Origin of the sequence: Stutzerimonas decontaminans (assembly GCF_000661915.1) — a bacterium.
Taxonomy (GTDB): domain Bacteria; phylum Pseudomonadota; class Gammaproteobacteria; order Pseudomonadales; family Pseudomonadaceae; genus Stutzerimonas; species Stutzerimonas decontaminans.
Genome location: NZ_CP007509.1, coordinates 1,336,445 through 1,349,237 on the forward strand (window position 1 = coordinate 1,336,445; position 12,793 = coordinate 1,349,237).

Annotated in this window: 11 protein-coding genes; 2 read left to right on the forward strand and 9 right to left on the reverse strand. The window is 63.4% G+C overall.

What is annotated here, in order from left to right; genetic code table 11:
* The first annotated feature begins 29 nt into the window (after window positions 1-29).
* On the forward strand, window positions 30-923 hold the full coding sequence (gene rarD / locus UIB01_RS06170; protein ID WP_038657863.1) for an EamA family transporter RarD: 894 nt from the start codon (window positions 30-32) through the stop codon (window positions 921-923).
* 105 nt (window positions 924-1,028) lie between these two features.
* On the opposite strand, the gene UIB01_RS06175 is transcribed toward rarD, so the two are convergent.
* The 5 genes from UIB01_RS06175 to UIB01_RS06195 form a co-directional block, all read right to left on the reverse strand.
* On the reverse strand, window positions 1,029-1,883 hold the full coding sequence (locus tag UIB01_RS06175; protein WP_038657864.1) for an FHA domain-containing protein: 855 nt from the start codon (window positions 1,881-1,883) through the stop codon (window positions 1,029-1,031).
* Between the two features lie 61 nt (window positions 1,884-1,944).
* Complete coding sequence (locus tag UIB01_RS06180) at window positions 1,945-3,498, reverse strand: serine/threonine-protein kinase (RefSeq protein ID WP_038657866.1); 1,554 nt, start codon at window positions 3,496-3,498, stop codon at window positions 1,945-1,947.
* Window positions 3,499-3,514: 16 nt separating this feature from the next.
* A complete protein-coding gene (locus UIB01_RS06185; RefSeq protein WP_038657868.1) occupies window positions 3,515-4,291 on the reverse strand; it encodes a PP2C family protein-serine/threonine phosphatase in 777 nt (258 codons plus the stop codon).
* A gap of 238 nt (window positions 4,292-4,529) precedes the next feature.
* The gene (locus UIB01_RS06190; protein ID WP_038657870.1) at window positions 4,530-5,261 is read right to left on the reverse strand and encodes a TrmH family RNA methyltransferase; all 732 of its coding nucleotides are present in this window, start codon (window positions 5,259-5,261) and stop codon (window positions 4,530-4,532) included.
* An 11-nt stretch (window positions 5,262-5,272) separates the two neighbouring features.
* On the reverse strand, window positions 5,273-6,910 hold the full coding sequence (locus UIB01_RS06195) for an NAD(P)/FAD-dependent oxidoreductase (RefSeq protein WP_038657872.1): 1,638 nt from the start codon (window positions 6,908-6,910) through the stop codon (window positions 5,273-5,275).
* 245 nt (window positions 6,911-7,155) lie between these two features.
* Between UIB01_RS06195 and rlmE the strand changes: the two genes are divergently transcribed.
* On the forward strand, window positions 7,156-7,776 hold the full coding sequence (rlmE, locus tag UIB01_RS06200; protein WP_038657873.1) for a 23S rRNA (uridine(2552)-2'-O)-methyltransferase RlmE: 621 nt from the start codon (window positions 7,156-7,158) through the stop codon (window positions 7,774-7,776).
* Window positions 7,777-8,076: 300 nt separating this feature from the next.
* Here the strand turns inward: rlmE and UIB01_RS06205 are convergent, their stop codons facing one another.
* The 4 genes from UIB01_RS06205 to UIB01_RS06220 all read right to left on the reverse strand — a co-directional run bounded on the left by UIB01_RS06205 (window position 8,077) and on the right by UIB01_RS06220 (window position 12,770).
* Complete coding sequence (locus UIB01_RS06205) at window positions 8,077-9,213, reverse strand: amidohydrolase family protein (RefSeq protein WP_038657875.1); 1,137 nt, start codon at window positions 9,211-9,213, stop codon at window positions 8,077-8,079.
* 530 nt (window positions 9,214-9,743) lie between these two features.
* Window positions 9,744-10,559, reverse strand: a complete 816-nt coding sequence (locus UIB01_RS06210) for an alpha/beta fold hydrolase (protein WP_038657877.1) — start codon at window positions 10,557-10,559, stop codon at window positions 9,744-9,746.
* A 222-nt stretch (window positions 10,560-10,781) separates the two neighbouring features.
* Window positions 10,782-11,669, reverse strand: a complete 888-nt coding sequence (yghX, locus tag UIB01_RS06215) for a YghX family hydrolase (protein WP_038657880.1) — start codon at window positions 11,667-11,669, stop codon at window positions 10,782-10,784.
* A 117-nt stretch (window positions 11,670-11,786) separates the two neighbouring features.
* Entirely contained in the window at window positions 11,787-12,770 is a 984-nt protein-coding gene (locus UIB01_RS06220; RefSeq protein WP_038657881.1) for a ribonuclease Z, read from the reverse strand.
* Between the last annotated feature and the right edge of the window lie 23 nt (window positions 12,771-12,793).

Here is a 12,793-nt window from a genome sequence, read left to right on the forward strand (position 1 = left end):
GCGCCACGAATTGTCATCGCAGGAAGCCCATGGAAACTCGCAACAGGCTGGCGGGCGTCGTCGGCTCGCTCGGCGCATCAATGCTCTTCGCCACGCTGTACTACTACACCTCGCTGCTCGAGCCGTTGAGCGGCCAGCAGATTTACGGCTGGCGCATTCTGCTGACTGCGCCTTGCCTAGCTTTACTGCTGCTCGCCATCGGTCGCTGGCATGAGGTTCGCGAGATCCTTGTACGCGTACCGGCAGAGGCGCGACTGTGGTTCGCTCTACCGCTGTCCTCGGCGCTGGTCGGTCTGCAACTCTGGCTGTTCATGTGGGCGCCGATCAACGGCCACGGGCTGGACGTCTCGCTTGGCTACTTCCTGCTGCCGCTGACGCTGGTACTTACCGGGCGGCTGGTCTTAGGCGAGGCGATCAGTCGATTGCAACGCCTGGCCTGTTTGCTGGCGGCTGTGGGTGTCGGCAACCAGCTGCTGCTGGCTTCGTCGTTGTCATGGCCGGTACTCGCCGTTGCCCTCGGTTATCCCTGCTACTTCGTCCTGCGCCGCTGGATTGGCATCGCCAGCCTCGGTGGTCTGTGGGTCGATCTGGTCATCAGTCTGCCGGTCGCAGCGCTGTTCGCCTTTTCCGACCGGGGCACCCTGCAGCAGCTCGCTGCGAGCCCGGCGCTGCTGCTTCTGATCATTGGTCTGGGGGCGCTCAGTGCGCTGGCTCTGGCGCTGATGATCGTCGCCAGCAAGCACCTGGATCTCGCGCTGTTCGGCTTGCTCAGCTATGTCGAGCCGGTTCTGCTGGTCGTCGTCTCGCTGCTGCTCGGCGAGAGCATCGCATCGGATCAATGGCTGACCTACGCCCCAATCTGGGCAGCGATTTTGGTGCTGGTCGTTGAAGGGGCGCGCGCGCTGCGCAGGGGGCGAGCTTAGCGTTCCTGAGCAGTTACGCATGGGTCGAAAAAGCGGTTGGGCAGGCGCCGGCAGATCGGGTGGAATGCTGCGAAGGCTTTCCACCGCCTCAAGACCGGCAAGCTGCTAGATCAGTTGCTGCGCAACCAGCCCTGCGACGATAGCCAGCCCCAGCATGCCGAGCAGCAGGACCAGGCGCCGACCCGATTTGCGCGGGATATCCAGCGCCGGCGCTGAGGCGGTGGCGGGGGCAGGCGTATGCAGTGGATTCGGCGTGCCGGGTCGCGGCCGGGCAGGCTTCGGTTGAGCTGCGGTGGCAGGCAGGTCAGCGGCGCGGACAAATACGGTGGCGTCTTCGTCGACGATTTCCGGTGTGCTGACCTTCGGGCCGATCACCAGCAGCGTCGTGCTGCCTAGCTGAATCTGGTCACCCGGCTGCAAGACTGCGGTGGAGACCTTCTGCCGGTTGACCAGCAGGCCGTTGGCCGACGCGAGGTCCTTCACCTCCAGCACATCACCTTTGAGGTAGAACTCGGCGTGGCGGCGGGACAGTTCCGCGTCGGCGAAGCAAAGCTCGCATTTCACCGAGCGGCCGAAGGTCATCGAACCGGTGATGTGATACTTGTGGCCCTGGTTCTCGCCCTTGACCACCTGCAACAGCCAGCGCGGTGCAGCTGCCACCTTGGCGCCAACCTTGGCCGGATCGACGATTTCCAGCTCCAGTGCGCCCAGCCGCACGCGGTCGCCAGAGCGAATCTGATAGCGCTCGCCGATCTTTTCGTCATTGACGTAGGTGCCGCCTGGCGTGCCGAGGTCGGTCAGGTAATAGAAGCGGTTTTCCAGCAGCAGCTCTGCATGAAAGGGCGCGACCCCGGTATCGCTGGCGACCAGCCTGTTGCTGCGGTCAGAGCCAAGGGTAAAGCGTTCATCGGCAAGCCAGACCGGGCTCTGGCGATTATCAGTGAAGTGGATCCTGAGCATTATCTGCATACCTTGAGCGGGAGGCGTGCTCGCCGCTTGAGCCGGCGAGCAGGTGAGATTGCTAATTGAATATCCGATTCCACAGACGCTTGACCGGGTTGGCCGGCGCCTGTGAGGTCTGCGTGGAAGCCGGCGCGGTACGCGAGGTGCTGGCGGCGGTACGTGGTGCTGGCCGTGGCGCACGAGCCTTGGCTACGCGCTGGGCATGGCCCTGGTGGAGCGCGAGCAGGGGGGCGTATTCCGGCGATGCTTCCAGCCCCTGCTCGATGTACTCCAGCGCCAACGCGTACTCGCGTCTGCCATATGCCGCTTCGGCGAGCTCGACATAGCGTTCGCTGACCCGGGCCAACCCGTCGAGCGCCACCTGGTGCTCCGGCAGCCAGCCAAGCACCTGCTGGTAGTAGTGCACGGCGCTGTCCTCGGCCGGTTCCAGCAGTTGGTCATCGGCCAGTCGCTGCGCCGCCAGTTCCAGAGCCTGGGCGATGCGGGCATCGAGGACGCGGCGCAGGCCATCGAGGGCATCTGCATTGTCCGAGTCCAGGCGCAGGGCCTGGCGGAAGTAGTAGTCGGCATTGTCGTACGCCGGTGCGGTCAGCTGTCCGTCGCCCAGACGCGACTCGGCACGGGTGAGAAACTCGCTGATCTGGCTGTACTGAAACCATTGATAGCCACCCACGCCCAACGCGGCTATTGCCAAAGCAAGCAGCGCACCCACCGTCGCCCAGCGGCCAATGCTACGACGCTGTCGCCGGCGTCGGGGCTGTGGTGGGGGTTCCATGAGCAGTGCCGGTGCGATGCGCGTCTGATCCATGTCCGGCTCGGTGAGCGTGTCGATGGCGGCCAGCAGCTCACGGCAACTGCCGAAGCGCTCGTCCGGCTGCTTGGCCAGCATGCGGTCGAGCAGCGGCTGATAGGGTGCCAGCGCGGGCGGCAGCAAGGGAATGGGCATCTGCAGGTGGTTGAGCACCGTCTGCGGATAGCTGCTGGCGCGGAAGGGATTGGTACCGGTGAGCATCTCGGCGAGGATCACGCCGAGGCTGTATATGTCGCTGCGCGCGTCCAGCGGCTGGCACTGGGCCTGTTCCGGGCTGCTGTACGCCGGGCTGCCGACGGCAATGCCGAAATGTGTGAGTTCGTTGTCCAGTTCGACCGACTTGGCGACGCCGAAGTCGGTGAGCACGACGCTGCCATCGTCACGAAAGAGAATGTTGGCCGGTTTCACGTCGCGGTGAACCAGTCCGCCGTCGTGCACCACTGCCAGGCCACCGGCCAGCTGCCGGATGATATCCAGCGCGCGGGAGGGCGAGAAGACGATGCCGCGGTGCTGCGCCAGATCGCCACCACCGATGTACTCCATGGCCAGGTAGTGCCGGCCATCGGCGATCTGGCCGATGTCGTGAATGGTGATGATGGCCGGGTGACGCAGCGAGGCGACGATATGGCCTTCCTGGATAAAGCGTTCGGTGAACGCCGCGTCCTCGGTGCGCAGCAGCACCTTGACGGCTACCTCTCGATCCAGCGACAGCTGCGTGGCCAGGTAGACTTCGGCCATCCCGCCTTTTCCGAGTCGCTTGTGCAGGCGATAGCCCGGTATTTCCAGCATCCGATGCGTCATGAAAGCGCGTGCCTGATTACGACTTGAGGGGTTTTAACAGCATGTTGATGAAGCGCCGCCGGCGAGACTCGGTCGCAGGCGGTGGAGTGGTGCGACCGATAACGATGCAGGAGATGTTGTCTCGGCCGCCATGCTCATTGGCCTGGTCGATCAGCTGTTCCACCAGATTTTCGAGGGTGTCGGCGAAGGTGCAGCTGGCATGGATCTGCGCGTCGGTCAGCTCGTTGGTCAGACCGTCACTACACAGCAGCAGAAGCTCGCCAGGCTGCAGCGTACCATTGCGGATACCTACCTCCAGCGGTGCTTCGCGGCCCAGGCACCGCAGGATGATATTGCGCCAGGCGTGGCCCTCGGCCTCGGCCGGCTTCAGCTCGCCGGCATCGATCATCATCTGCACCCAGCTATGGTCCCGGGTCAGCTGCTCGATACCGTTGGCGGTGGCCAGATAGGCGCGGCTGTCGCCGACCCAGGTGAGTTCGAAATCGGCACCGTTGAAATGTGCTGCGACCAGCGTGGTGCCCATGCCGTCGTCCACTGCCGCGTCCAATACTGCCTGGTTGGCCTGCTGGACCGCTGCTTGCAACGGCTCGCCGTCTTCGACTGCTTGCTGCAACACAGACAGTGCCAGACTGCTCGCGACCTCCCCGCATTGGTGCCCGCCCATACCATCGGCGATGGCCCAAAGTCCCAGCTCCGGCGCACCGAGCAGCGCATCCTCATTGTGGTTCCGCCTACGACCAGGCGAGCTTTGCCCAGCGTAGTCCAGCAATGACTCAGAGAGGGTAGGTTGCATGCGAGGGCCCTGCGGCACGACATCGAGCGAGCATGATGCGTTGGGCTTGTGCGGCTGTCATCGATTGGCGTCGGAGCAAGCGCCAAACTGTTAACTCGTGCAAAGGCGCAGAAGTTTTACTCGGCGAGAGCTGCTTTCATGGTGGTTCGTTAGCTCGGTAGCGGCTGGGCCAGATCGGCGCGGGATGTTGGTGCAGTTGGCGGGCAGCGATCTAATCGAGGTTTCGGTCTTTGATGTGCTACCTGCTGAGCTCGTACGCGCACATATTGACCGTCGCTGCCAGGTTCAGTGATTCGATGGCACCACAGCCGGGAATCGTGAATGGCTGGGCATTGAGTGTGGTCAGCTGTGCGTGTGGCACGCCGCGGGCTTCGTTGCCGAACAGGTAGCAGTCGAAGCCCTTGAAACTCGCCGACTGGACCGGCTCGCCATTCATATCCAGGCAGGCAATGCGGGCAAAGCGCGTGCGTAATGAATCCAGCGCGACATCCAGTTCCATCGGCGCATGGAAGATGGCGCCCATGCTCGATCGAACGACTTTCGGGTTGTACGGGTCAACGCTGCCGGGGCTGAGCAGGCAGCGGAAATTGCCGAACCAGGCCAGCGTGCGCAGGATGGTGCCGAGGTTGCCCGGGTCCTGGATTTCATGCAGGTAGATGGCGCGCTCGCCCGCTACGGGCGCAGCAAGCGTCGCGCCTGTCGCCGGCATCGGTACCAGCGCAACGATGCCCTGCGGGGTCTTGGTGTCGGCGATCTGCGCCATCTGGCGGTCGCTGATCAGGTGGGTCTTGAACGGGCTTGGCCAGTGCTCGTAGGCGCTGGTCACATACAGCTCGCTGCGCTGCAGTTGCGGGTTGTGCAGAGCCGCTTTCTGCAGCTCCAGCAGCAGGTGTTCGCCCTCCACCAGGAAATGTCCGAACTCGGCCCGGTATTTCTTCTGGTGCAGCTTTTTGATGTCGTCGAATTTCATCAAGGCGGCGCTCAGTTGCTCTGCACTTCAGACTGTCCCGCTTCCGCCAGCATCGCCTTGGCCAAAGCTTCGGCGACCTTGATGCCATCCACGCCCGCCGAGAGAATGCCGCCGGCGTAACCCGCGCCTTCACCGGCCGGATAAAGACCGCGCAGGTTCAGGCTCTGCAATGTCTCATGGTCGCGGGTGATGCGCACCGGCGAGGAGGTGCGGGTTTCGATGCCGGTGAGCACCGCGTCAGCGCGATCGAAACCGCGGATCTGCTTGCCGAACGCCGGCAGCGCTTCGCGGATCGCTTCGATTGCATACTCCGGCAGCGACGGCGCCAGATCGCCGAGTCGCACGCCCGGCTTGTAGGAGGGCTCGACTTCTCCGAGCTCGGTCGAGGGCACGCCGCGAATGAAGTCGCCCACCAACTGTGCCGGCGCACAGTAGTCGCTGCCGCCCAGCTCATAAGCGCGCGATTCCAGACGCTCCTGCAGCTCCACGCCGGCCAGCGCGTCGCCGGGGAAGTCCTGCTCGGGGTTGATGCCCACCACGATGCCGGCGTTGGCATTGCGCTCGTTGCGCGAGTACTGGCTCATGCCGTTGGTCACCACGCGTCCCGGCTCGGACGTGGCGGCCACCACGGTGCCGCCGGGGCACATGCAGAAGCTGTAGACGGCACGGCCGTTCTTGGCGTGGTACACCAGCTTGTAGTCCGCAGCGCCGAGCTCCGGATGGCCAGCGTACTTGCCCAGACGGGCCTGGTCGATCATGCCCTGCGGGTGCTCGATGCGGAAACCGATGGCAAATGGCTTGGCCTCGATATATACGCCCTGGCGGTGCAGCATACGGAAGGTATCGCGCGAGCTGTGACCCAGCGCCAGCACTACGTGGCGGCTGCGCAGTGTCTCGCCACTGGCCAGCACTACGCCTTCGAGCTGGCCATCGTCGATCAGCAGATCGGTCACCTTGCTTTCGAAGCGCACCTCGCCACCAAGGGCGATGATTTCCTCGCGCATCGCCGCGACCACGCCGGTAAGGCGGAAGGTGCCGATGTGCGGCTTGCTGACATACATGATCTCTTCGGGCGCGCCGGCGCGGACGAACTCGTGCATCACCTTGCGGGCGTAGAACTTGGGGTCCTTGATCTGGCTGTAGAGCTTGCCGTCGGAGAACAGCCCAGCACCGCCCTCACCGAACTGCACGTTGGATTCCGGCGTCAGGGTTTTCTTGCGCCACAGCGCCCAGGTGTCCTTGGTGCGGCTGCGCACATCCTTGCCGCGCTCGAGCACGATGGGTTTGAAACCCATCTGTGCGAGCAGCAGCGCGGCGAACAGACCGCAAGGGCCGAAGCCCACCACCAGCGGACGCTCGGTCAGATTGGCCGGGGCCTGGCCGACCGGGTAGTAGCGTGTGTCGGGCGCCGGACGCACGTGGTTGTCGTCGGCGAAACGCGTCAGGATCGCCGCCTCGTCACGAATCTCAACGTCGACGATGTAGATGAACAGGATGATGCTGTTCTTCTTGCGCGCATCGTAGCTGCGCTTGAACACGGTGAAGTTCAGCAGGTCGGCGTCGCTGATGCTCAGGCGCTTGACGATGGCCTGGCGCAACTCATCGGCGGAATGATCGAGGGGCAGGGACAGTTCGGTGATGCGAATCATGGAGGTAATCCTGGCCGGTGACTCCGGCAGAGGAAGCAACTTGAGGGGGCGTGAGGCGCGGATTGTACCGGCGGCGCGCATGCCTGTCAGGCGGCGCTTACGCGGTTCGCCCAGGGTTGGTGCTGCGCCCGGCGCCCGCGGGCCGGCATTATCGGCTTATAATCGCCGCCAATTTGCCCAACAGTTGCGCAGCGTCCTGCCTGTTGGCGCACGTCTTACCTTGATTCTCCGTGGTTGGCTCTATCATGAAACGATCCAAAAGCAGCCGTCGTTGGCTGGATGAACACGTCAACGATCCCTTCGTAAAACGCGCGCAGAAGGATGGCTTGCGCTCGCGCTCCAGCTACAAGCTGATCGAGCTGAACGAGAAGGACAAACTGATACGCCCTGGCATGCTGGTCATGGACCTCGGCTCCGCCCCCGGTGGCTGGTCGCAGGTGGCCGGCGGTATCGTCGGTGAAAAGGGCAGGGTGCTGGCCACCGACATCCTGCCGATGGGCGGGTTGGATAACGTCGATTTCGTGCAGGGCGACTTCACCGAGGATGCTGTGTTCCAGCAGATCCTCGACATGCTCGACGGCCGGCAGCCCGACCTGATCGTCTCCGACATCGCGCCGAACATCAGCGGCGTCGCCGCCGCCGACCAGGCCGCCTCGATGTACCTGGTGGAACTCACCCTCGACATGGTTCGCCAGGTGCTCAAGCCCGGTGGCAACTATGTGGTCAAAGTGTTCCAGGGCGAAGGCTCGGACGAGTTCCTCAAGGACGTGCGCAGCTCGTTCGAGAAGGTGTCGATTCGCAAGCCGGAAGCTTCCCGCCCGCGTTCGCGGGAGGTCTATCTGGTGGCGAAGGGGTTCAAGGGCTAGCGATGTGGCGCTGTAGTGGCAATACAGGCTTCTGGCTGTTGCCACTAAGCGCTGGATCTAGCCGCATTTGGTCGAGCGCTAGCTTTGGCCAGCGTCTTGTATCGACGCGCTAAACGTCCACGCTGTCCAATCACAGCGACCAGAACATGGAAACGGATGATCTTAGGCTGTTCCAGCCAAAGCGCAGTATGGTCAACCGTCTGCGAAATATTTACACGGAACAATTAGTTCAAAGCGCTCGCAGCACCTTGCGTCAAAGCCACGGCAACAAGCCTGCTTTCGCAACGTACCCCGCTCGAATCAGCCCTTCAAACCGAGTTTGTAAATCTGGTTTGCTGTCTTCCAGGCAATCTGCTCACGCTCCTCGGCGGACAGCCGGGTCTCGATAGCGGTTCTGAGGTTGTCCATTGTCGAGTGATTCGACGAGATGGCGCTGAGGTCGCTGCCGTACATGATCCGTTGCGCGCCGATGATGGAGATCGCCTCACGCAGGTGCTCCGCCGAGGTGTCGGTCATGTCGAAGTAAACATTGGCGTTGCGCATCGCCACAGACAGGCACGCATCGAAGGACGCGCGGATGCTCCGCCCCATCTTCGTGAGGACGATTGGCACCGTAGGGAAATTCGCGGCCACCTCGTCCACCCAGATAGGAGAGAAAACGTAGTAGTGCACGCCTTTCCAGCCCGTATATCCGGTTGGGAACATGATGGGCAGGTCGCCCCGCGCCTTGAGCACTTCCATGATCGGCGCCATGTCGCGGGCGATTTTGGCCGGATGGATTTCAGTCGTAACCGGCACTACCTCACCCACCCCACGCGTGGCGCTCATGGCAGGGCTCTGCAGTTCATCGGCGATTTGACGTACAACCTTGCTGACCTCGTCGCCATAGTCCACACCCAGGGTCCCCCTTGCGGCGGCATTCGAAACGGCTTCGGGCCGGTAGATCGGGAAGAATCGCCCGTTGCTGTTCCTGGCGGCGTCGAGCACCATCTGGTTGTTGGTACCTTTTCCGGGCGCGGTCTGGAGAATCGCGTGCGTGACGCCATACTTATCCATGGCCCGCAGCAGAATCGCGGAATCGTCCACGGCATCTTCGCCCACGGCCTTGGCAAACTTTTCCGGTTGCTTGGTGCGAAGCGCACCCCAGTCCGCGGCGCTGTGGATGTTCGGCGCCAGTTCTGCGACAGTCGGTCCGGAGCCGAGGTGGGCGTGGCAATCGATCAGGTACTTCGTGGGCGCCCAAGAGGGCCTATCGCTGCGTCCCGTCATGAGCAGGTCGTCATCAGCGAAGGCTGCAGAAGGGACCAAGGCGCCCGCCGCAGCGGCCGAGGCGGCGGCTGAGAACTTGAGAAACTGCCGGCGCGAAGCCTCGATCCTTGATCCCTCGGGTTCTTGCAGGTCGGGGCCAGCTTGTTGCTCGTCATGGTTCGTGCTCATCGGACTCCCCTATTAAGAACGTCGATGCAGGATCGTTACAGCTGCACACCTTGCGGCTTTTTGCGTCATGCAACGCGTAAAGCAGGCTCTTGACATCACTCTAGCCACCGGCGATCTGCTGGCGTTTAAGGCAAAAGCATTAAGTCGACTGATCCTGATTGCTACGCGTTGTTTTGTTGCTCGCTCAATCGAGGCTCCATTCAAAACGAATCAGCTGCCCGCAGGGCCGCTGCGGGTTGGCCGCAATGCGGTATTTCATTACCTGCGTCCTACTCGATGCCCGTGCCTAACAAGCAAGGCCGCTCGCTCGGGACCGCGCTCAGCGGCACCAACCTGAATGTTAGGTTCAATATAGTCACCAATGGAAAATCAAGGATAGACCACAGTACTGATGCTGCTGACCGACCGCTCTTGCTCGATAGCCGCTAATCCTTCCCTAGCTCGACAATGCAGTCCTGCTGCGGACTGGCCTTCCAGATACATCCTCTTCGAATGCTCTGTTTCGATAAGATTTTGGGGAACGTAACGCCTCACCCCATCGTCTGCAAAAACCGTCCAACCCGCTTCAACACTTCTTCCGGCTGCTCGCGATGCGGCACGTGGCCGACGTCGGGCAGCAGCGCCTGTTCGACATGGCCGCCGGCGTGCTGGGCGATCAGTTGCGGGTGGCGTTCGGAGCCGAATTCATCGTTGTCGCCATGGATGGCCAGTGCCGGGCAGCGGACTCGAGGCAAGGCGTGGGCGAGGGTCCAGGAGGCGAAGTCGGGCGCGAGCCAGGTGTCGGTCCAGGCGTTGAGTACCCAGTCGCTTCGGTCGCCGTGGTAGCGGCGCAGGCGCTGAAGTTGTGCAGGGTCGGCGAACCAGCTTTTGGCTTCGCGGATGCCTTCCAGGGTACGTGGTTCGACGAAGGTGACCGCCGACATCGTGATCATCGCCTGGCAGGCTTCGGGATATTGCGCCGCGCAGTGCACCGCCATGCTGCCGCCGACGCTGTGACCGAGTACCACGAAGCGCTCGATACCCAGATGTTCCAGTACATGGGTGAAGCCTTGTGCCGCTTCATCCTCGACGAAGGTCGGCGCGGGCGGGGCGGTCAAGCGGTCGGAGCGACCGAAGCCCAGCCGGTCATAGGCGACCACCGTGCGGTCGGTAGCCTGGGCGAGCGCGGCGGGGAAATCCTTCCACTGTTCGATGCAGCCGAGCGACTCATGCAGCAGCAGGATCGGTGCGCAGTTCGGACGCAGCGCGCCGGCGTCGGGGAACCAGCTGCGGACGAACATCTGCCCATGCGTGCTCTGTACCCAGAGGTCTGCCGGGGCGTTGCCGAGCGTTGCGCTAGTGGTCATGGGGGGCTTTCCTGAGCGGTGCGGATCACATAGCAGTACTGGTCTTTTACGTAAACGTCAACATGCAGTGACGGATGTATCGGCAGTGCGCTGCAGCCTTCGGGCAGGCAATGCAGCCGAAAGCCGCACTGATGCGCGGCACAACGCGCGGGCGTTCTGGAGGCAAATCAGGTCAGCGCAGGGTTGGAGCCTGGCGGCATGGCCCGCTACGGCAGGAGCGCATCAACTCAGATAACGCTGGAACCAGGCGATGGTGCGTTGCCAGGCCAGCTCAGCCGCCTGCTCGTCGTAGCGCGGGGTGCTGTCGTTGTGAAAGCCATGCTGGGTGCCCGGGTAGATGTAGGCCTCGTAGTGCTTGCCGGCCGCCTTGAGCGAAGCTTCATAGGCGGGCCAGGTTTCATTGACGCGCTCGTCGTGTTCGGCGAACTGGAACAGCAACGGTGCTTGAATCTTCTCCACATCCGCCGGATTGGCCTGGCGGCCGTAGAACGGCACTGCCGCCGCCAGTTCCGGGTATGCGACCGCGGCCGCATTGGCGACGCCACCGCCGTAGCAGAAGCCGGTGATGCCGACCTTGTCGGTGGTGGCTTCATGGGCCATCAGCCATTCGATGGCGGCGAAGAAGTCGTTCATGAGTTTTTGCGGGTCGACCGCGGCCTGCAGTTCACGGCCCTTGTCGTCATTGCCGGGATAACCACCGACCGAACTCAGGCCGTCCGGCGCCAGGGCGATGAAACCGGCTTTGGCCACGCGCCGCGCCACGTCTTCGATGTACGGGTTGAGGCCGCGGTTTTCATGGACGACGACAACACCTGGCAGCTTGCCCTCGGCCTTGGCCGGACGGACCAGATAGGCGCGCACTTCACCGTGGCCGTTGGGTGACGGGTAACTGATGTATTCGGCGGCAATGTCGGGATCGGTGAAGGCGACCTGCTGGGCCAGCGCGTAGTTGGGCGTGAGCGTATCGAGCACCGCCACGGCGGTCATGCTGCACAGCGTGAAGGCCGCGGCGCGGTCGAGGAATTCCCGGCGGCTGAGCTTGCCGTGGACGTAGAAGTCGTAGAGCTCGAGCAGTTCGGGGGCGAAGTCTTTCGCGGTAAGACGTTCCATCGGCGGCTCCGTCGAGTATCGAAAGCGATGCTGGGTGTTTGCGCTGACAGCGGGTGCAGCAGCCAGTGTAGTCACCCGGACTGGAGACGCCGCGTTTGCTGACGAACTTTACGGTGCTCAGCGCGGCTGGCGCGGGCTGGGTGGCTCGACGGGCGTCAGCTGGCCGTCCTTGCCGAGGTGCAGGCGCATGAAGTCTTCGGCAAGCAGCAGCCTACCGGCGTAAAGGGCGCTGGCTTCGGCGCACAGGTCGTTGATCGAGTGGCCACGCCCAGCGTTCTTCTGATAGCGCGCGCTGAAGTGGGTCAGCACCAGATTCGGCAGGCCGACCGCTTGCGCAAAGCGCGCCACCGATGCCGCGGTGCTGTGGCCGAAGTCGTTGCGTGCGCCGTTGGCCACCGCTTCGGTGTAGGTCGCCTCGTGCACCAGCAACTGGGCGCCGCGGCAGGCGTCGGTAAGCAGTTCGGGACGATCATTGTCGCCGCCGATGACGATGCGTTGCGGCGCACGACTGAAGCTCAGGTAATCGGCGCTGCGCAGCATCCGGCCTTCGTGCTCGATGTCGAAGCCGCGCGCCAGCTGGCCCCAGAGCGGGCCGCGGGGCACGCCGTCGCGTTCGAGGCGCTCGATGTCCAGCCGCGGATCTGGGCGGGCCTCGGTGAAGCTGTAGCCGTAGCAGGGCACGCGGTGGGACAGGGCGGTGGCCTCGATGCGCATGTTCAGATTGCGCCACTCGCCCAGCGATTCGACCGCGTGGAATTCGAGGTCGTAGCCCAGCCAGCTCTGGCTCATCTCCAGCGTCGCGCGCACCCAGCTTTCGATGCCCTGCGGCGCGATGATCGTCAGTGCGGCCTTGCGCCCCATCATCCCTGCGCTGGCGAGCAGACCGGGCAAGCCGTAGCAGTGGTCGCCATGTACATGGGTGATGCAGATGGCGCGCAGGTCATGTAGCGACAGCGGCGTGCGCAGCAGCCGGTGCTGGGTGCCTTCGCCACAGTCGATCAGGTACCAGCTCTTGCCGGTGTCCTCCAGCAAGGCCAGGGCGGTGACGTTGCGGGCCCGGGTGGGCGTGCCGGATGAGGTGCCGAGAAAGAGAAGATCCACGGGGCATGTTCTCCTGGTTGGGC

Excerpts from the sequence above, each read along its gene's own strand:
- rarD (WP_038657863.1), top strand. The coding sequence starts at position 30 with ATGGAAACTCGCAACAGGCTGGCGGGCGTCGTCGGCTCGCTCGGCGCA.
- UIB01_RS06175 (WP_038657864.1), bottom strand. The coding sequence starts at position 1,883 with ATGCTCAGGATCCACTTCACTGATAATCGCCAGAGCCCGGTCTGGCTT.
- UIB01_RS06180 (WP_038657866.1), bottom strand. The coding sequence starts at position 3,498 with ATGACGCATCGGATGCTGGAAATACCGGGCTATCGCCTGCACAAGCGA.
- UIB01_RS06185 (WP_038657868.1), bottom strand. The coding sequence starts at position 4,291 with ATGCAACCTACCCTCTCTGAGTCATTGCTGGACTACGCTGGGCAAAGC.
- UIB01_RS06190 (WP_038657870.1), bottom strand. The coding sequence starts at position 5,261 with ATGAAATTCGACGACATCAAAAAGCTGCACCAGAAGAAATACCGGGCC.
- UIB01_RS06195 (WP_038657872.1), bottom strand. The coding sequence starts at position 6,910 with ATGATTCGCATCACCGAACTGTCCCTGCCCCTCGATCATTCCGCCGAT.
- rlmE (WP_038657873.1), top strand. The coding sequence starts at position 7,156 with ATGAAACGATCCAAAAGCAGCCGTCGTTGGCTGGATGAACACGTCAAC.
- UIB01_RS06205 (WP_038657875.1), bottom strand. The coding sequence starts at position 9,213 with ATGAGCACGAACCATGACGAGCAACAAGCTGGCCCCGACCTGCAAGAA.
- UIB01_RS06210 (WP_038657877.1), bottom strand. The coding sequence starts at position 10,559 with ATGACCACTAGCGCAACGCTCGGCAACGCCCCGGCAGACCTCTGGGTA.
- yghX (WP_038657880.1), bottom strand. The coding sequence starts at position 11,669 with ATGGAACGTCTTACCGCGAAAGACTTCGCCCCCGAACTGCTCGAGCTC.